Source organism: Stenotrophomonas sp. PD6 (genome assembly GCF_049199305.1).
Lineage (GTDB): Bacteria > Pseudomonadota > Gammaproteobacteria > Xanthomonadales > Xanthomonadaceae > Stenotrophomonas.
The window spans coordinates 160,951-179,074 of the sequence record NZ_JBLZQD010000004.1 but is presented as its reverse complement, the minus strand read 5'-3'; the positions used below and the strand labels follow the sequence as shown (position 1 = coordinate 179,074).

10 protein-coding genes, 1 tRNA gene and 1 pseudogene are annotated in these 18,124 nt (G+C 63.0%); 1 reads left to right on the top strand and 11 read right to left on the bottom strand.

What is annotated here, in order from left to right:
• Positions 1-12: 12 nt before the first annotated feature.
• The 8 genes from ACOZHM_RS08475 to ACOZHM_RS08440 all read right to left on the bottom strand — a co-directional run bounded on the left by ACOZHM_RS08475 (position 13) and on the right by ACOZHM_RS08440 (position 12,831).
• Positions 13-1,734: a ShlB/FhaC/HecB family hemolysin secretion/activation protein gene (locus tag ACOZHM_RS08475; protein ID WP_421568831.1), complete on the bottom strand. Its 1,722-nt coding sequence runs from the start codon at positions 1,732-1,734 to the stop codon at positions 13-15.
• Between the two features lie 234 nt (positions 1,735-1,968).
• On the bottom strand, positions 1,969-2,979 hold the full coding sequence (locus ACOZHM_RS08470) for a 2-hydroxyacid dehydrogenase (RefSeq protein WP_421568829.1): 1,011 nt from the start codon (positions 2,977-2,979) through the stop codon (positions 1,969-1,971).
• A 39-nt stretch (positions 2,980-3,018) separates the two neighbouring features.
• Entirely contained in the window at positions 3,019-4,143 is a 1,125-nt protein-coding gene (locus ACOZHM_RS08465) for a hypothetical protein (RefSeq protein WP_421568827.1), read from the bottom strand.
• A 1,071-nt stretch (positions 4,144-5,214) separates the two neighbouring features.
• Complete coding sequence (locus ACOZHM_RS08460) at positions 5,215-8,616, bottom strand: RHS repeat domain-containing protein (protein ID WP_421568826.1); 3,402 nt, start codon at positions 8,614-8,616, stop codon at positions 5,215-5,217.
• Positions 8,613-11,513 carry an RHS repeat domain-containing protein gene (locus ACOZHM_RS08455; RefSeq protein ID WP_421568825.1) on the bottom strand — a complete coding sequence of 967 codons (2,901 nt, stop codon included), beginning with the start codon at positions 11,511-11,513 and terminating at the stop codon, positions 8,613-8,615. Before ACOZHM_RS08455 ends, ACOZHM_RS08460 begins: the two co-directional genes overlap by 4 nt.
• 252 nt (positions 11,514-11,765) lie before the next feature.
• Positions 11,766-12,044 carry a hypothetical protein gene (locus ACOZHM_RS08450; RefSeq protein ID WP_421568823.1) on the bottom strand — a complete coding sequence of 93 codons (279 nt, stop codon included), beginning with the start codon at positions 12,042-12,044 and terminating at the stop codon, positions 11,766-11,768.
• 165 nt (positions 12,045-12,209) lie between these two features.
• Positions 12,210-12,503, bottom strand: coding sequence for a hypothetical protein (locus ACOZHM_RS08445; RefSeq protein WP_421568822.1), 294 nt, complete (start codon positions 12,501-12,503; stop codon positions 12,210-12,212).
• 252 nt (positions 12,504-12,755) lie between these two features.
• A tRNA-Thr gene (locus ACOZHM_RS08440) sits at positions 12,756-12,831 on the bottom strand.
• Positions 12,832-13,032: 201 nt separating this feature from the next.
• Between ACOZHM_RS08440 and treA the strand changes: the two genes are divergently transcribed.
• Positions 13,033-14,658 carry an alpha,alpha-trehalase TreA gene (gene treA / locus ACOZHM_RS08435; RefSeq protein WP_421568821.1) on the top strand — a complete coding sequence of 542 codons (1,626 nt, stop codon included), beginning with the start codon at positions 13,033-13,035 and terminating at the stop codon, positions 14,656-14,658.
• An 81-nt stretch (positions 14,659-14,739) separates the two neighbouring features.
• Here the strand turns inward: treA and ACOZHM_RS08430 are convergent, their stop codons facing one another.
• From ACOZHM_RS08430 to ispH, 3 genes and pseudogenes are all read right to left on the bottom strand, one after another.
• On the bottom strand, positions 14,740-15,423 hold the full coding sequence (locus ACOZHM_RS08430; RefSeq protein ID WP_421568819.1) for a lysoplasmalogenase: 684 nt from the start codon (positions 15,421-15,423) through the stop codon (positions 14,740-14,742).
• Entirely contained in the window at positions 15,420-17,303 is a 1,884-nt protein-coding gene (locus ACOZHM_RS08425) for a M61 family metallopeptidase (RefSeq protein WP_421568818.1), read from the bottom strand. Before ACOZHM_RS08425 ends, ACOZHM_RS08430 begins: the two co-directional genes overlap by 4 nt.
• Positions 17,304-17,424: 121 nt before the next feature.
• Positions 17,425-18,039: pseudogene (gene ispH, locus ACOZHM_RS08420) on the bottom strand (4-hydroxy-3-methylbut-2-enyl diphosphate reductase); the annotation flags it as partial.
• Between the last annotated feature and the right edge of the window lie 85 nt (positions 18,040-18,124).

The following is an 18,124-nucleotide window of genomic DNA, read 5'->3' as shown; positions in this document are numbered from 1 at the left end:
CCTTGTGTCGGTTCAGTAGCGCCACGCCAGGCTGAAGCCCAGGGTGGTGTATGCGGTCGGGAAGTAGCGGGGCTTCTGCAGCGGCGAGCCCACGAAGCCTTCCCAGGAGAAGTGCTGCCAGCCGCCACGCAGGCCCAGCGCCATGCCGGACAGCTGGTCGCCGGCCTGCCATTCCGTAGCCGCGCCGCCGATGTGGCCGACGTCGACCCCCACGTAGGCCTCCTGGCCACCGCCAAGGGCGACCGAGAGGTCATTGCGCAGCGTCCAGCCACGCTCGCCGCTGAGCGAGCTTTCGCCATCGAAGCCGCGCACGCTGTAGCGGCCGCCGATCGAGAAGCGGTCCTGCGGCGACAGCGGGCTGCGGTTCCACTGCGCGCGCCAGGCGGCGGTATAGCGCAGGCGCTGCTTGCCCAGCTGGAACGGGATGTTCAGCTGCGCATCGGCAGTGATCAGCCGCATGCGCGAGGTGCCGTCGAGCGCGATCTCCGGGTCGAACGCATGCGCCAGTTCCTCGGGCGAGCGCAGTGCCTCGAAGGCACCGGTGCCGCGCCGGTAGGCGATGCTGGCGTCCAGGGTGGCCGCGCCCATGAACACCTTCTGGTTGACGCCCAGCTCCCAGCCGGCAGTGCGACGGCGCTGGACCTCGATCTCGGTATCGTCGATGGCGTTGCGCGATTCCTTCCACCAGCCACGTCCATACGCGCCCAGCTTGTATCGGGCGTTGCGGAACAGCAGGCGGTCGATGCGGGCTTCGGCGTTGCGGCTTTCACCGCTGTACTCGTAGGTCTCGAAGGCACCGGCGACGTTCTGGCTGTAGTCGTAGGCGCTGGCGGTGGCGCCGAACAGCCAGTAGCCGTAAGGCACGTCGTAGTGTGCGGTCCAGCTGTCGGTGGATTTGCCCGCACCGTTGAATACGCCACGGCCCACACTGACGTAGAACAGCTCATTGAGGCCCAGCGGATTGTCCAGCGACAGCGTGCCGTTGGCCTGCAGCTTGCCGGTGGAGCGGCTGCCCGAATCGTCAAGGGTCACGCTGGCGCGTATCGGCAGGCGCTGCTCCCAGGCGATCATCAAGTCGCTCTGGCCCGGCTCTGCGCCCTCGCCTTCGGCCGGGGCAATGCGGATGTCGGCGGTCACCGTCGGTACGCGCTGGAAGTTTTCCAGGCCTTGCTCGATGGCGCGCAGGTTCAGCACTTCCCCGCTGTGTACCGGCAGCACGTTGCCGAGGGTGGCGCGGGCGGTAGACGGGTCGACATAGGCTGCGTTGCGGAACCGGCCCGGCAGGACCGACAGGGTCAGGGTGCCCCCGGTGAGGTCCTGCGGCGCGGAGAGCACGCGAGTGGTGACGTAGCCGCGGGCGATGATGGCGTTCTGCACACGCTTCATCACCAGGTTGATGCCTTCCGTGCCAAGGCAGCGCCCCATGGCAGGGTCCTGCGCAGGGTTGGCGGCGCGCGCGGCCCACTGGAAATCGCGGGCGTCCTCGCCCTCCAGCACGATCCGGTCGATGCGGAAGCAGGGCGTCTCCTCTGCAGGCAGGCGCTCGAACCCGTTCTCCGCCTCACGCTCCAGACGTACATCTGGGCGGGCTTCCTGCTGCTCGCGCAATACGCGCTCGCGTTCCTGCTGGCGCAGCAGTTCCTGGGCAGCGGTATCGGTCATCTGCTGTGCCGCTGCAGGCGCGGTCATGCCCGCAGCCACGAAGAGCCACAGGCTCTGGCGTCCAAGCCTCATCTACGTCGTCCTTGTCGAATGCTGTGCGTGTTGCGCGTTCTTCCACCGATGACGTCACCAGCACTCTGATGCCACGCCCTCGAAGGCGCGGCATTCTAGTGCAGAACGCCATTGGCGTGCCCGGTGACGAGCCATTTCAGGGGCGATGCCCCACTGCCTTAGCGGCGTGGACTGCGCGTTATTGAGGTGCGTTTATACGCCCGTAACGGATCCGTTCAGGATCACGTGTCGCAATCAACTCTTCGCAGCGACAACCCGGTTCGCGCAGTCAGCGCCCTCGGCAAAATCGTGCAGATTGCGAAGCGTAATGTCGGCGATCTCTTCCAGGGCTTCCACGGTGAAGAAGCCCTGGTGCCCGGTGACCAGCACATTCGGGAACGTCATCAGCCGCTGGAACACGTCGTCGTCGATGATCTCGCCGGACAGGTCCTGGAAGAACAGCGCGCTCTCCTGCTCGTAGACGTCAATGGCCAGGTGGCCGAGCTGCCGCGACTTCAGTGCGCGGATCACCGCATCGGTATTGACCAGCCCGCCACGCGAGGTATTCACCAGCATCGCACCCGGCTTCATCCGCGCCAGCGATTCTTCGTTGATGAGATGCTGGGTCTGCGGCGTCAGCGGGCAATGCAGGGAGACGATGTCCGAAAGCGCCAGCAGCACTTCCAGCGCAACGCTTTCCCCGATGGCCTCGAAATCCGCCGATGGATAGGGATCGAAGCCCAGCACCGTACAGCCCAGGCCCTTGAGGATGCGTGCCGTGGCCACGCCGATCTTGCCGGTACCCACGATGCCGGCGGTCTTGCCATGCAGGGTACGGCCGAGCAGCCCGTCGAGCATGAAATTGCCCTCGCGCACCCGGTTAGAGGCGCGATGGGTCTGCCGGTTCAGGGTCATGATCAGTGCCAGCGCGTGCTCGGCCACCGCTTCTGGCGAATACGCCGGCACCCGGGCCACGAACAGCCCCAACTGCAGGGCGACCGCGATGTCGACATTGTTGAAGCCGGCACAGCGCAACAGGATCGCGCGTACGCCGAGAGCATGCAGCGCCCGTAATACCGGCGCATCCAGGCGGTCGTTCACGAACACGCAAACCGCATCGAAGCCCTGGGCCAGCCCCGCCGTGGAGGCATCCAAGGCCACATCGAAGTAGGCCAGCTCGATCCCCTGCCCTGCGGGATAGCGCGCAGTGGCCTCGTCGAGGAACCGACGGTCGTAAGGACGGGCGCTGAAGACGGCGGTTTTCATGGAGTGCCCTCTACGGACGTTGGATGACGGCCTGGCGCGCTACCGCTTGCCATACTCGAAGCGCAGCTCGCGCTGCCCCTCGCTCACTACCGGCTGGATGGCTTCTTCGCCAGCACATCCATCCGCGCGCTTGCCGTCGACAAACATCGCCGGCGCGCCGCACTTGCCGGTACTACTGATGTCCAGCTGGGGCACCAGCTGCCGCGCGAACGACTCGACATCGCGACGCAGCTGGTCACGTGTCAGCGTCTTCACTTCGGCGCTGTAACGGAACTTGATGGCATACAGCCGGTCGACCATGAACACCATGGCCGAACTGTACGTGGTGTCGTTGCGTACATAGGTGAAATCCAGTGCCTGCGCATTGATTTCCTTCGCGCGCGGGTGCTGCTCGGCAGGCACCACTGCGCCTTCGATCGGAATGACAAAGGTCGTGAGCGGCGTCATGGGTGCGCCACTGATCTCCTTGACCCAGGTGTCCGACAGATTCTTGCGTTCACTGGCGGCCATCTGCTCGATCTCTTCGGTCGAGAGTACGCCCACCGGGTAGAAGTAGGCGTCGATCCAGCCGGTGGTGTCGCCCTTGCGCTGGTACCGGACAGAAGCCCCCCATTCGGGCTCGTCGTAGCGCTGTTCGGCCTGCATCGACCAACTGCCGACGTTGAGCGGGTACACGACGTGCGACTCCTGCAGGAACCCACCGAGGAACGGGGCTCCCTCATCCGGCTTGATGGTGAGCGGGGTCATTTCACTGGCCTTGCAGTGCTTCTCCATCACGGGCGCGAGCTGGGCGCGCAGGGTGCCGGCGTTCTGGGCCCCCAGCAACGCATCCAGCACCGGTCTCCGCAATGCCGGCTTCTTTGCGACATAGGCGGTATAGGCGCGCAACGCGCTCTCCACACCCGCCACCTGGCGGGTCAGCTCATCACCCTCTTTGCCATGTTGGATCTGGTAGGCCACGTTGCCAAACATCATCTGCACATTGAGTTCGCCGCTGATCGGGCTTTCGTCGGTACTGCCTTTCCCGGGCAACTGCAGCATGTCGCAGACGATCACCTGGTAGTCCGGCGTGTCGACGGTCCAGCGCAGCAGCGCCTGCCGCATGGCGGGGGCATCGGGACCGTCGGGGGTACCTTCGAGTTCGCGGGTGTAGCGGACCACCATGGTGGTCTCTTGCTCCTCCGTGCCAGCGGGAGCGGCAGCCGTATCCGCCCGCACCGCAAGGGGAGCGGCCAGACAAAACGGTAGTGCCATACCCAGTACCGCACGACGCAACAGATACATGCTCGCCATCTTCCCTGACCCCCTGTCGCTGCAGGTCGCAGCCCCTGGCGGAAGATTAGCAGTTGACTGCTTGGGGCGGGGTTCGCGATTGAGTCCACCCTCTATTTGGGTCGTGTCGTTGAGTCTAATTCATGCAACTTCAAAATTCTCTTCGAGAGCCGACCACTTCACGCGGCCAAACAGCCGTGCGAACTGCGCGTCGCAATGGATTCGACGTCGCAGATAATAAATCTCAAAAACCAGAAGCGCCACCCAATGGACGTCCGCGGCAGCTAATGAAGGCCATTACAGAGATAAATGAACTGATCACAGGACGAGCACCCCAGAATTCTAAGGGCAAACCCTATGGGTGCGGACACACTGGTTACGCTGCGATTAAGCACATCACCCCGAACCAAAGGATACCCCCAAAATGACACGCAAGGAAACGCTGCAATACATCACTCACTTACTTCGCCAGCGTTGCCACTGCTCGATAAGCTCATCCCAGCACTTCAACCACCAAGGCCCGCAACTTGCGTTGCGGGCCTTGTCCGCTATGTACGATCAGGAAATCAGCTCGACCCGAGACTGGACAGCTAATCCAATACTGGCAATAGGTACCTATAGATCACTGCGTCATTTCGAATTAGCGCATAAAAGTATGGATATCCTTCACTACAAGAAGTTAGACGCAACTCATCGCCCGGCTGTTGCATAGACAGCATTCTTATCCATTCTGGGTCTTTCTCTGGATTTGGATAGATTTGCAATTTCCTCCCGAACTCAACAGCCTCGCTCGGGCTCAGCGGAATCGACACCCTGCAATGTTGCAAGCCAATCTTGTCGGCGAACGATCGATCCTCGAACCTCACTGGCCCTGCCGTGGTGACGCAACCCATAACCAGGAGAGCAACTGCGCCTACAATGACCACGCAGAAATTTCGAAGGAGATCGCCAAGGCGATGAGGATTATTTAATTTCATCGGATGCATCATTGAAGGGAGTCTGATGATCGAGGTTGAAAAGCCCATTAGTCCATCCACCATTGTTCACGCCAGCACCGGAGTACAACGTGTGAAGAATTTCGTGACCAAAGGTTTCCGCAGTACCTGATGACCAACCGCTACTCCAAAAGTTAATGGGAGTGTTCGAAACATAGCCCGTAGTAAGAGCCACCTGTGTGCTTGCCGCAGAGCTGGGATTTCCTGGCTTGGAGAAATCGTTGGCAATAGTAAGAACGTTCTCCATCTGCCCAACAATCGCTTCCCCGCTCACCTTTTGGTCAGGAATTCCTAGTGCCGAACTCCCTTTGATCGTCACTTCACCACCGTTGGCAGCAAGGCCCTTGGTCGCCGTGTACTTCGCAGTCATGCCGGCTTCCGCCTTGAGGATTCGACTCCCTCTGTCGATGCCAAGCGCTCTAGTCAGCCTATTCCCACCCGACAGGGCTTGCTCTCTTGTCATGGCATTTCCGTTCTTATCCGTGAACTCATCGAATGTGCATGAACCCTTTCCGTCGGTCGTTGCGCACTTCCGCCCATCAGGATCCTTGAATCGGTAAGGGTTATTGTTGGCGTACCAATACCGATTAAACGCCCCAGTGGGGTTGCTGTAAGCCGTCACCGGGTCAACCGACAGGAATCGCCCAACCTGCGGATCGTAGTAGCGCTGCTGCATGTAGCTCAGGCCAGTGGCCGCATCCAGCACATGTCCGGCGTAGCCTGGCCGATCCTTCAGCACACCACTGATTTGCTGGCCGTAAGGTTCGTACTCCAACGTCTCGGTTAGACTCCCTGCAGAATCCGTCTCCGCAATGGGCGAGCCCAATAGGTCTGCATGTTGGTAGCGTACGCTTATCGTACCAGTGACAGCTGCGGTTTCGCGCAAGGCGACCAACCCATCTCCCAGCTGGATATGCTCTGTCACTACCCCCTTCCGCGCGTCATCAACGTACAGCAGTCTTCCGTCGGCACCATATATCTGATTCGAGCAACCACTTCCATCACAGCTCAGTACGCGACGGCCGTGCCCGTCGTAGGAGTACGTCTCCTTTCCGACGACCTCGCGCAGACGGTTGCCAAAGTCGAATCGATACTCCTGGCCGTTCCTTTGATGCAGATTCCCCTGAACATCGTAGGTAAGCCCCACGACGGTCGCACCGCCGCAACCGCCGACCTTCACGTTGGTCAGTCGCCAGTGCTCGTCGTAGCAATAGTGATGGGCCCTTGCACCACTGCCTGCGGCTACAACGTTAAGGCGGAGGTTGTCGAACGGGTCGTACTCGTAAAATGCTTCACCGAACATCTGTGAACTCACGTGTACCAGCCGGTCGGCGGAATCGTATTGCATGCTCCGGTCCTGCCGACCATTGCGCAGATCCGCGATCTCTACCGGATTACCAGTGCCGTCGTAGGCGTAGGTGAGATCCAGCCGGGTTCCCGCCCCCGTACACCCCGTCGAACCGACGCAGTCCGACACGCGTGACGGAAGCTGACGTGCATTCTGGTCAATCGTCCGAACCACGCCATTGCCGTAGTCGAACCGTTTGATGCTGCCGTTCGGATGCCATTGCACTCCGGTGGCGAATTTGCCCGCCCGCGTCGGCTGCCCAAGCGCATTGGGGGAGTAGTCCACAACCAGGCCAGTGCCCGGGTAGCGCAGACTGCTGCGATTGCCTTGGGCATCATAGGAGTGCGCTGCGCTCCATATCCTGCCGTCCGGGAGCTGCAGACTTTCCTCCACAAGCATCCGCCTGCGGTTGTACGCGTAGGTATTTACCGTGGCGGCGGCACCAGGATTGGCCACAGTGATGGAGGACGGCTTGCCGTCTGCGGTATAGGTCCAGACCTGGTCGCCCTTGCCATCCGGGAAGCTCAGGGAGGCAAGGCGCCCGCGCGCATCGTAGGTCCTTGCTACACGCCGGGCGCTGGCTTCGGCGCTCCCGCCCGTTTCTCCGCAGACAGCACTGCCCGGCAGGCCTGCTGCGCTCCAGGCGAGATTGCCTGCCGGGTCATACCCCATCAGGGTGACGCCGGTCTCCGGCTCCTCCACCCGGCACAACAGATGCCGGGCGTTGTAGGTATAGCGTCGCGTGACCGATTGGCCGGCTCCTCCGTCGCTGGAGGCGAACACGGAGACGCTGACGGGCGCACTGGTCGCCGACAGACCGTGGCTGTCGGTCGCACGCGCGACGAAAGAATACGTGCCCGCAGACAGACCGCCCACCGAAGCCGAGAATGGCGCACTGGTTGCGGTTGCCACCAAGGCCCCGTTAGCGAGGTACTCGACCTTCTGAATGATTCCATCCGGATCCGATGCCGCAGCGGCCAGGACGAAACTCCCCGGCTCGCGCCTGATCGAATTCTGGAGCGGGGAGGTGATCGAAACCGAAGGCGGCAGGGCCACGAAGAAGGGTACGGCCGCGGAATCCACTTGCGCCCCGCGCGTGTCAGTCGCACGCGCAACGAGTGCGTGTGCACCCGCACTCACCATAGCGCTGACCGTGTACGGTGCACTCGTGGCTACCCCCACCTGCAGTCCATCCACCAGAAACGCGACGCGCGCCAACCCATCGTCGGCGTCACTTGCGGCAGCCTGCATTACAACTGCAGTTCCCACAGGAATCACAGCGTGAGCGGCGGGTGCGACCAGGCTGACTTGCGGCGCCTGATTCTGTGTTGGAATGGCTGCCACATCAATGTTGGCCAGTACATACGGGCCCTCGCGCAACGAAAGGCGAGCCCCCGCTGTATTGATCGATACCGCCTGCGACCCGCTGGCCCCCTGGGCAATCAGGACGGGACTGGCACCCGACGGGCTGGAGATGAACAGCTGCGCGGATGCTGCGTTGGAACTCCATGAGACCGTGGTGGTGCACGCACTGCCACCCCAAGGAATCACGCAGCTGGAAGGGTTGGCGACCAGCCAGCCGGACGGTTGGGCCACCGTGAACCGCACCGGAGACGACTGCACTTCCCGGTAACGTTCATTGCCCATGGCGTCATGGGATATCGCGACGCCCATGACAATGAAATCGTACGTTCCTGCCGCGAGGCCTTGTTCGCTGTAGTACTGGGTCGTCGGGCTGTCCCAGTTGATGTCGATCACTACCACTTCGCCATTGCGCATCAGGTAGATCGAGGAATAGTCAATGGACTCGTAGACCCCATTGACGATGGCATCAAGCATGTCAATCTTCAGCGCGGCGTTGCCTGGCGCCACAAGATCAGTGCCACTGGTGGCGGTAACCCGGAACCGTGCGGTGTTGAGCCCCTGCGCCGACGCCCCGAGCGCACAAATGGACATACCCAGGAACATCAGGAAGCGCAGGACGAGCAGAACGCCTGCATTGCCATTCTGCCGACGACTCATTGGCCTGTCCCCACGCGATTGATGGAGAGGGGCTTCCCGTAGATGTCACGGTCTATCGCCATGTGGATGCCCCCCGGCATGTCCATACTCGCTGGCAGCTCGTACTTCGGTTCGTCGAATGCATCGTACGCAGTGAGCGTGACAGCCCCCTTGGGATTCGTCTGCCTGATCTGGTTGCCTGGCAGATATTCGTATCGTGAGATGAGCTGGCCAAGCTCCGAATCGCTCCGGGACTCGGTCACCCTGTCCAGCGCATCATGGAACACCCACTCGCCCAGCGCCGCCGGTACAGCATCACGGCTTGGGTAGGAGTTGAAAATGGTGCGCCCGGACGCGTCGTACTCGTGCGATACCGCGCTGAGCGTTGTGGCCTGGCTTGCCTGGTCATACTCATGGACCAGCACCGGACGCCACATCGCATCAAAGTACGTCGCTTTGCGGTAATTCCCTTGGACGACCAGCTCCCGCCACTGCCCCGCTGCAATACCCGGCGGGCGTGGATCGGCGCTTGTCAACGGGCGGAACGCCAGTGATCTGTTGGACCACACGGTGGCATCGCCCGTGGGATAGGTTACCTCGCTCAACCGCCCCATCGGATCATAAGCGTAGCCGGTAGCGAATCCGTTCTCGTCCGTTTCAGAGGTGATCCAGCCCTGATCGTTGACCACAGCTTGCTTTGACTGACCGCCGGGGTACGCCATGAGCTGCGGATAGCCCCGCTTCCAGTTGGACAGATGCACCACCGTGTCCAGCCCGCCAAGGCTCCTGGCATCGGCCACACTGGCAACCGTTCCATCTGGGTGGTAGTTGAGTATCTGATCAACCGCGCCGAATCGGTACGTCTTCATCGGCACCGCTCTCACCGGATCATAGTCAACGCTGAACATCACTTCGCCCGCGCATGCTGCAGGTCCGGTGCACGCAGAACGGTTTACTTGTCCAAGCACCCACAACGACAGCTGATCGAAGTATCCCAGGGATTCATTTCGCAGGAAGCCGATAGAGTTTGACCGGGAGATGGCGGTGGGGCGTGAGAACACGTCCAACGCAGTATTGGCGCGCGCGTATTCCACGCCGTCCTGGAGGATGACCCGCTGGATCTGCGGACGGTGGAACTCACTCTGGAATCCATCACCGTTGAGCTTGAGGCTGGTGCCGTAGCGTGCGGGATAGGCCGAATCAGCGCCACTCAAATCGTAGGTGTAGCTTGTGGAACGCAGCACCGAGCCGCCGCTGCCCACTTCTTCACGGAGCAGCTTGCCTTCGTTGTATCGATAGGTGTTGCCATAATAGAAACGGCGCCAACGTCCATCAGGCTCCTGCACCGTGGTGACACTGGACTGAGCGCAGCTTTCGGATGTGCAAAGCGGCTGTTGGCACTGAGTCGACGTGTTGTATGGGCAGACCGGATATTCCTCGCTGGTGCCGGGGTAACGGTCAAAACCAAAGTTCGGGACGTAGTCATACGTCCAGCTCGCGGCTGTCATGCCCTCGCCTGCTACTGTCTTGTTCCGCAGTGTCAACGTGTAGGCAAAAATTGGATATATGGGAACGTCATCAGTGGGGTCGTTGCCATACCCCCAGTAGGGCGGATTGCTCCCTACCGTTGTCACGTTGCTGCAGGTTAGCGGGACATGGCTCCGCCCATGCGGACGCAGGTCGACGGTGAAGGTGCCGATGGCGCCGGAAGGATGCACAACGGTGCCGGTGAGGCTATCCAATGGATTGCCGACGCTGCCAATGGAAGGCGCAAGGATCTGCTCGGAACAGGTACGGAAGATCTCCGTAGGCAGCACTACCGACCCAACCGGGAAGCAGTCGGCGTTGAGCGGCGGTGTTTCGTACTGCGGCACGGGGTGTTCGATGCGGGCTGTCGCAAATTCCCGGAACTGCAGGTTCCAGGCACTGCCATCGGGGAGCTGCACCCGTGTCAGGGTCTTGTACGTGCCATCCACCGTGTACTGCCAACTCCTTGCGCCGTCGCTGACAGAACTGACAAAATTCCCCGTGTAGGTGATGTTCAATGCACGGCCATCACTGGAAGCGATACGAGTCAGCCGAGCGGGTTGATTCCACGCATTTGCATACGTGTACTCGACCGCGTTACCGAAACGGTCCTCCACGCGCGTGGCGTAGAGAGCGTTGTATCGCCGGTCCAGGTAGGTGGAATAGGGCGAACCGGTGTTCGGGCTATAGCCGACTATCTGGCGCACACGGCGGTCGGAATTCTGCGCCATCCAGTCGAAACGGTACTTCGTCCCGTCTGGTGTCAATGCAATGAATCCCTCCCCGGTGCCATTGCGGATCGCATCCAGGCATGCGATCTGAATCTGTCCAGAGGTGTTCCACGGATAAGACGTGCCATTGGATGGCGCCGGCGCGGCCTGCGCCCGCCGAAGCATTTCGCCCCCGCCGGGAACATTGATCGTCAGCCCCTGCCAAAAGTCGGACCGCTCGTGGCGAAGTGGCACCGGCGGCAGGGTAGCTGCAGAGCACCTGTTCCCCGGTTGATCACCCGTATTGACCCAGTCCGGCGCAAATACGCCGCTGATGCTGGGGGCATCGATCTGCCAATCGGCCAGCATTCCATCGTTGATGGTGTCTTTGCGATCCTTCACCGAGTAACTGCGCTTCAGCTCTACCGGCAAGGCATCGTTACCGGGGAGACTCACGTCGATCACCGAGAACCCCAGCCCGCCATCGGCCAAGGAAATCTCGTCCCCCATCAGGGTGGGGCCGAGGGCCTCGACCTTGAGACTGGACGGGAGCCGGCGGTCCAGCTCATCCCATGAGAAGTTGGCATCGCTCTGCGCTTTTGCGGCGAAAGCCGATAGCGACAAAAGGACCGTGAGCGCCGCCATCCCGCGTGTACCCCGGCCAAGACCCCTGTCTTCCATGCTCCGTCCTTGGTTCACACACATGAGTGAAACGTGAACGTACAACACTCATGCTTTCGGATGGAAGTGCCCCCCCCCTTACCCCGGTGAGCTAAATGCAGACCCACAGGATTCACATACTGAGCCTCGCTCATACAAATACCTGCGGTGATCCAGTTGCGCCTCCGATGTGGGACACGAAGGTCCAGCGCCCATGCAAAGGTTGCGGGACGCTTGAACAAGGAGGTTCGATGCCGTGGCGGAGCCCGCCCCCTATCCGGATCGGGTCACAGCCCGTATTGCATCCTCATGCAACTCCAAGACATACGTTTCGAGTCCGGACCGCTTTGCCCGCTCCAGCAATCGCGCAAATTGCGTGTCGTAATCGTCAACTCTGGAACATGCAAGCAAGGCCATCGGCAGCCCATGAAATATGTCTGCGTACTTTTTCGCGACGTTGAGTGACGTTGCAGCGCGAATTTCGATGAAGGCCACTTTCATCATGAAATGCAGCACATCCCGTTTGATCCGTACCTCTACGTCATCGCTCATAGCGTTCATTTCCAGGCCCCTGCGCGCACACGAACAGGCAGAGATCAGCTGCGATCATTCATCGATTCCTCCCTGTTGGATTAACTTCTGGTCGACGCGAATTCGCTCCAGTGCCGCTGACATCGCTTCAGCATCGTGCATCCAGCGTGCTTCTTGATAGCTGTGCTACCCAGGGGAGCCGCCCTCCAGATCGGCGAAATGTTTGTCATGCGCCAGGATTGCAGCTTCGGCAGTCTCAAACCACTCACACCGCTCAAGCGGGCTCTGCTCGCGCAGGAGCACGATGAATTGCTGGAAGAAGCGGGCGCAGTTTCGCGGATCATCATCCGAGAAGTAGTCCGCGCTTTGTACAGCGAAGAGACCTGACTTTGTATGCGTCAAGACCGTGTAGCGGACGCAGACGCCCTCGGGAAGGCGCCTCCAAAGGTCGCTCCTTGCATACAGGTCAATCTCGCTCACGAACTCCTCCTTAAGAACGGCTTGGCATTCATAGCATAGGAATGGGCGGGCCGAAGCCGAACTTCTGGAGTGGGGCCGAATGCGCCATCTGGATCTGGGCGGGCCGTTGGGGCCTCGCGCGAGTGAGGCCGGCTCTGGTCAGGGGGCGAGGTCGTTTGGGTGCTTCTGGCGTTTGCGGCTGCCAGCCATGGGCTGGCACTACGGCCTGCCCAAACAAAAAGCCCCGACCAAGGCCGGGGCTTCTGCTGAATCTGGTGCCGGAAATAGGAATCGAACCTACGACCTACGCATTACGAATGCGCCGCTCTACCAACTGAGCTATTCCGGCTGAGCAGGCAATTCTAAGGTGCGCCGCCGGAGCGGTCAATCCGGGCGGAGCGCCTGCCACTCCCGTCGGGTCCGGAGCGCGCCCGCAGGCGCTGTCGGCTGGCTGCCCCGGCGGCGGCTGGCGCCGGCTGTAGGGGCCGGCAGCACCGGGTGTTGACGTGACCGCCCCTACAGTGGCGCCAATGCCATCTGGATGCATTCCATGCTCCCTTGCACCCGACTGGCCGGCCTTCTGCTGGCGTCTTCCCTTCTGTATTCGGCGTCCGCGGCTGCCGACTCCCCCACTCTGCCGCCTTCGCCGCCTGACCAGCAATGGCAGCCGCTGTTCCAGGAAATCCAGCGGGCACACCTGTTCAAGGACCAGAAGACCTTCGCCGACGCCGTTCCCAACCAGGATGCCGGCAGCCTCCTGGCAGCCTGGGACAGTGCGCGGTCGCAGCCGGGATATGCGCTGCCGGCCTTTGTCGCCGTGCACTTCAGCGTACCCGGCGATACAGCCCCCTACGTCCCGCCTGCCGGCGAGACTCTTCGCGCGCATATCGAAGGGCTGTGGCCAGTGCTGACGCGTACCACCGCGACGGTGGACCCGCGCGGCTCGCTGCTGCCGTTGCCCAAGCCGTACGTGGTGCCCGGCGGACGCTTCCGCGAGGTGTACTACTGGGACAGCTACTTCACGATGCTGGGGCTGGCGGCCAGCGGGCGCTGGCGGCAGGTGCGCGACATGGTGGACAACTTCGCCTGGCAGCTGGACCAGTACGGGCACATCCCAAACGGCAACCGCAGCTATTACCTGAGCCGTTCGCAGCCGCCGTTCTTCAGCCTGATGGTGGAATTGCTTGCCACGCACGATGGCGATGACGCCTACCGGCGCTACCTGCCGCAACTGCGTACCGAACACGCGTTCTGGATGCGCGGGGCGGAAGGGCTGGCTCCGGGTGCGGCCAGTGAGCGGGTGGTACGGATGAACGACGGCAGCCTGCTCAACCGTTACTGGGATGCGCGTGCGGTGCCGCGAACCGAATCGTGGACGGACGATCTGGCTACCGCTGCGAAGGTGCCGGACCGCGCGCCATCGCAGGTGTATCGCGACCTGCGCGCCGGCGCCGAATCGGGCTGGGATTTCAGTTCGCGCTGGCTGGTGCATCCGGCGGAGCTGGGCAGCATCCACACCACCGAGATCGTGCCGGTGGATCTCAACAGCCTGCTGTTCCAGCTGGAGACGACGATTGCCCGGGCGAACCGCGTGGCGGGGGAACGCTCGGCGGCACGGGATTTCGCACGGCTGGCCGAGCAACGGAAGCGGGCGATCAACGCGCTGCTGTGGGATGAGCGGCAGGGCTGGTACGCCGACCGCGACCTGGAACGCGGCACGCCCCGCCCTGCCCTCACCGCCGCCGCGCTCTATCCGCTATGGCTGAGGGTGGCCAGCCCGGAGCAGGCACGCCGTACCGCGCAGGGGGTGCAGGCACAGCTGTTGCGCGAAGGTGGGCTGCTGACCACCACGGAGACCACCGGCCAGCAGTGGGATGCGCCGAATGGCTGGGCGCCGCTGCAGTGGGTGGCGGTGGATGGGTTGCAGCGGTACCGGCAGGACGCGCTGGCACGGCAGATCGGAGTGCGGTTCCTGCGTACCGTGCAGGCGGTGTATGACCGCGACGGCAAGCTGGTGGAGAAGTATGTGGTGGACGGCTCTGCCGGTGGCGGGGGCGGCGGCGAGTATCCGTTGCAGGACGGATTCGGGTGGAGCAACGGGGTGGCGTTGGCGTTGTTGGATCGGTTGTGTGCCGAAGGAAAGCGGTGTGAGGGCGCGGGGGATGTTGGGGAGTGAGGGACGGCCCAAGCGCGTGCCCAGTTGGGTCATGCGTTAAAGCGGTTGCGGCGTTGGTCGGCAGTCGTTTTGGAACCGACCCTACCGGGCGACGATGTCACCATTAGGGACCACCGAGCGGGCGATGCAGTATTGCGCTGCGTAGTACGTGCTCAGCACGCAGAGCGAGGCGGCTGGGAGGCCACCGCCGAAACGGTCCCAGGCGAGGACTGAATCGCTGATCACGAACAGCACTGCGCCGATGGCGGCCCAGCGTGCGCTTACGGGTGCCGGCGAGGTAGCCACAGTCGGCGACCATGCGCGGGCCAGTGCGAGTGTGGCCATCACGGCGAGCACGACAACGTACACCACCACCGGAATGCGCAGCTCGGCGGGCAACAGCGGCCACAGGCCGGCAAGATTGATGCCGGCGAACAGGGCCAGCAACGCAGCGGCCAACAGCAGGCCGCGCCCTGCCCCGACGCCTGCGCGGAAGGCGACGATGTAGCAGACGTGCGCGAGCAGGAAGGCGATCAGCCCGGGCACGAACGCGTCGAACGGCAGCATCAGGGCGATGTCGCCAAGGCACGAGAACGCCATGCCGAGCAGGATTGCGCGGCGGTATCCGGGTGGCGCCGAGGATGCGCGCCACGCGATGGCGGCGATCAGCAGCGCGGCCAGCGGCTTGGCAATATAGTGCAGCCAGCGGCCCTCACCGTCCAGCGACGCGCCGACAATGGCGGCGACCGCCACCAGCAGGATCGGCACGTCGCGGCGCAGGTTCATCGCGCCTTCCACAGCTCGGCCAGACGATCAGGCTTGCCGGCGATGCGCTGCAGCGACGGGTACTGCAGGCCGCCGTGGTAGTTCAGCGTAACCGTGTCGATGTGGTCGAAGTTGCGCACCAGCAGCGTGATCGGTGCCTTGTCGGTCTTCGCGGCGGCGACGGCATCCTTCAGGTCCTCCCCCTTGAACACGCGGCCATTGAGCGCCAGCACGCTCATGCCTGGTGCAAGGCCGGCATTGAACGCCGGGCTGTCCCACAGCACGTCGGTGATGGCGCCACCTTCGGTGACCGCCACGCCCAGCGAGTACAGCAGGTTGGTGTTCTTGGCGCGGGTTTCCTGCGCCTTGTACGCGTCGTTCGGGGTGTCGGTGTAGACCAGCTTCCAGCCCGCCGCTTCCAGTCCGCCGGTGAGCGGGCCGTGGCCGTCCAGGCGTTCGCGCAGGAAGCTCGCCCAGTCGTACGGGGCGATGCCGTTCAGGGTGCTGACCACTTCATCGAACGTATACGGATTCACGTTCCAGTCGCCGTCGTGCATGCCGAAGAAGGCCTTGGCGAAATCATCGATGCTTCGCTTGTTGCCGGTCAAGGCGCGCAGCTTGCCTTCCACGTCCAGCCACACCATCTGGCCGCCGGAGTAGTAGTCCTCGCTCATCTGGTAGTTGCGGAACGCCAGGGCGCGGCGCTGGGCGATGGTCGGGTCGTTGGTGGTGTCCTGCAGGTTGCGCCAGGCCAGGCCGGGGCGGCCGCGATCGTAGGTGGCGGCAACGTTCGCCAACATGTCGCGGGTCTGGTCGTTGCTCCACAGCCCCGAGCGCGCGGCCAGCACGTGGCCCCAGAACTGGGTCTGCCCTTCGTACAGCCACAGCAGGCTGTCGCCCATGGGCACGTTGAAGTTGGCGGTGGCCAGGTCGGCGCCACGGCGGTACTTGCCGTTCCAGGAGTGGTTGAACTCATGCGGCAGCAGGTCGCGGCCGAGCCAGGTCTTGTCCCAGTCGGTGAAGTAGCCGGTGTCGCCGCTGTTTTCGCTGGAGCGCTGGTGTTCCAGGCCGATGCCGCCGAGCTTGCTGGTCAGCGCGAGCAGGAATTCGTACTTGTCGAAGTGGCGCGCGCCGTAGAGCTTGTACATCTGCTGGACCAGCGCGCGATGCGCCTGCAGCTGTTCGGGCTTGGCGACCAGCGACTTGGCGTCGTCCGCGAACACGTTGAGGTGCACCGGCACTTTTGCACCGGGGTCGAGGTCGAACTGCTGGTAGAAGCGGCCGGCGAACAGCGGCGAATCGACCAGGTGGTCGTAGCTGATCGGCTTGAAGACGACGGTGTCGCCGTCGCGGCGCTCGGTGTCCAGCGCGGTGGCGTACGACCAGCCGGCCGGCAGGGTCACGCTGGCCTGCGCCTGGATGTTGCGGGTGATCACGCCGGCCGGGTACAGCGAGTTGGCGTTCCATTGCAGGTTGAGCATTTCAGGGGTCATCACCACCCGGCCCTGCCCTGCGCCCTGCGAGGAGAGGAACTTGAATTCGGCGACGACTTCAGAAGCGCCTTGTGGCACGTCCACGGTGAAGGCGTAGACGTTGTACGGGTCGCGCTTCCAGGCGAGCGGCGTGCCGTTGGCGGTGACAACCAGGCCGGCGAGTTTGTCGATCGGCCCGCTGGGGGAATGCGAGCCGGGCAGCCACTGCGGGTACAGCAGGGTCAGCGGGCCGGGTTGGGCCGGCACGGTGGCCTTGACCTTGAAGATGCGGCGGCCGATGTCGCGTGCGTCCACGTCGATGCGCAGCATGCCCGGGAAGGCGACGTCCTGCGGCGGTGGCGTCTGCGCGTGGGCACCGGTAGCGGTGGCGGCGAGAAGCACGGAGAGGACGGCGGCACGCAGTTTCATCAGGATGGGGTTCCGGCATACGAATGGATCGATGCTAGACCTCAGTGATGTACAGCCCCATGGCCAAAGGTCATGGGGCGAACGTAGTGACGACTGTTAGTCGTCAACACAATCAAGCCGATCAGGAAATGAGGCGCAGCCTCAGCTCCTTCGGCAACGCGAACACCATCGACTCCGGCTCACCCTCAAGCTCGCCCACGCCGGTAGCGCCCAGCTCCTTCAAACGTGCGATCACGCCATCCACCAGCACCTGCGGCGCAGACGCACCTGCGGTGAGGCCGATATGCTTCTTGCCCACCACCCACGCCGGGTCGATCTCGTCGGCACCGTCGATCAGGTACGACTCCACGCCATCACGGCGCGCGAGTTCGCTCAGGCGGTTGGAATTGGAGCTGTTCGGCGAACCCACCACCAGCACCAGGTCACAGCGCTTGGCCAGGTCGCGCACGGCGTCCTGGCGGTTCTGCGTGGCGTAGCAGATGTCGTCGTTCTTCGGGCCCTGCATCGCCGGGAAGCGGGCGCGCAGCGCCTCGATGATGCTGCGGGTGTCGTCCACCGAGAGCGTGGTCTGGGTGGTGTAGGCGAAATTCTCCGGCTGGTCCAGCACCAGGGTGGCCACGTCGTCGACGTCTTCCACCAGGTAGATCTTCCCGGCGCCACGTTCGCGACTCCACTGGCCCATGGTGCCTTCCACTTCCGGGTGCCCGGCGTGGCCGATCAGCACCACGTCGCGGCCGGGGGGGGGGGGGCGGGGGCGGCCCCCCCCGCCCCGAGGGGCGCGGGCCGCGGGCGGGCCGGCGAAAAGCGCCCGCCGCCCCCCC

Excerpts from the sequence above, each read along its gene's own strand:
- ACOZHM_RS08475 (WP_421568831.1), bottom strand. The coding sequence starts at position 1,734 with ATGAGGCTTGGACGCCAGAGCCTGTGGCTCTTCGTGGCTGCGGGCATG.
- ACOZHM_RS08470 (WP_421568829.1), bottom strand. The coding sequence starts at position 2,979 with ATGAAAACCGCCGTCTTCAGCGCCCGTCCTTACGACCGTCGGTTCCTC.
- ACOZHM_RS08465 (WP_421568827.1), bottom strand. The coding sequence starts at position 4,143 with ATGGTGGTCCGCTACACCCGCGAACTCGAAGGTACCCCCGACGGTCCC.
- ACOZHM_RS08460 (WP_421568826.1), bottom strand. The coding sequence starts at position 8,616 with ATGAGTCGTCGGCAGAATGGCAATGCAGGCGTTCTGCTCGTCCTGCGC.
- ACOZHM_RS08455 (WP_421568825.1), bottom strand. The coding sequence starts at position 11,513 with ATGGAAGACAGGGGTCTTGGCCGGGGTACACGCGGGATGGCGGCGCTC.
- ACOZHM_RS08450 (WP_421568823.1), bottom strand. The coding sequence starts at position 12,044 with ATGAGCGATGACGTAGAGGTACGGATCAAACGGGATGTGCTGCATTTC.
- treA (WP_421568821.1), top strand. The coding sequence starts at position 13,033 with ATGCTCCCTTGCACCCGACTGGCCGGCCTTCTGCTGGCGTCTTCCCTT.
- ACOZHM_RS08430 (WP_421568819.1), bottom strand. The coding sequence starts at position 15,423 with ATGAACCTGCGCCGCGACGTGCCGATCCTGCTGGTGGCGGTCGCCGCC.
- ACOZHM_RS08425 (WP_421568818.1), bottom strand. The coding sequence starts at position 17,303 with ATGAAACTGCGTGCCGCCGTCCTCTCCGTGCTTCTCGCCGCCACCGCT.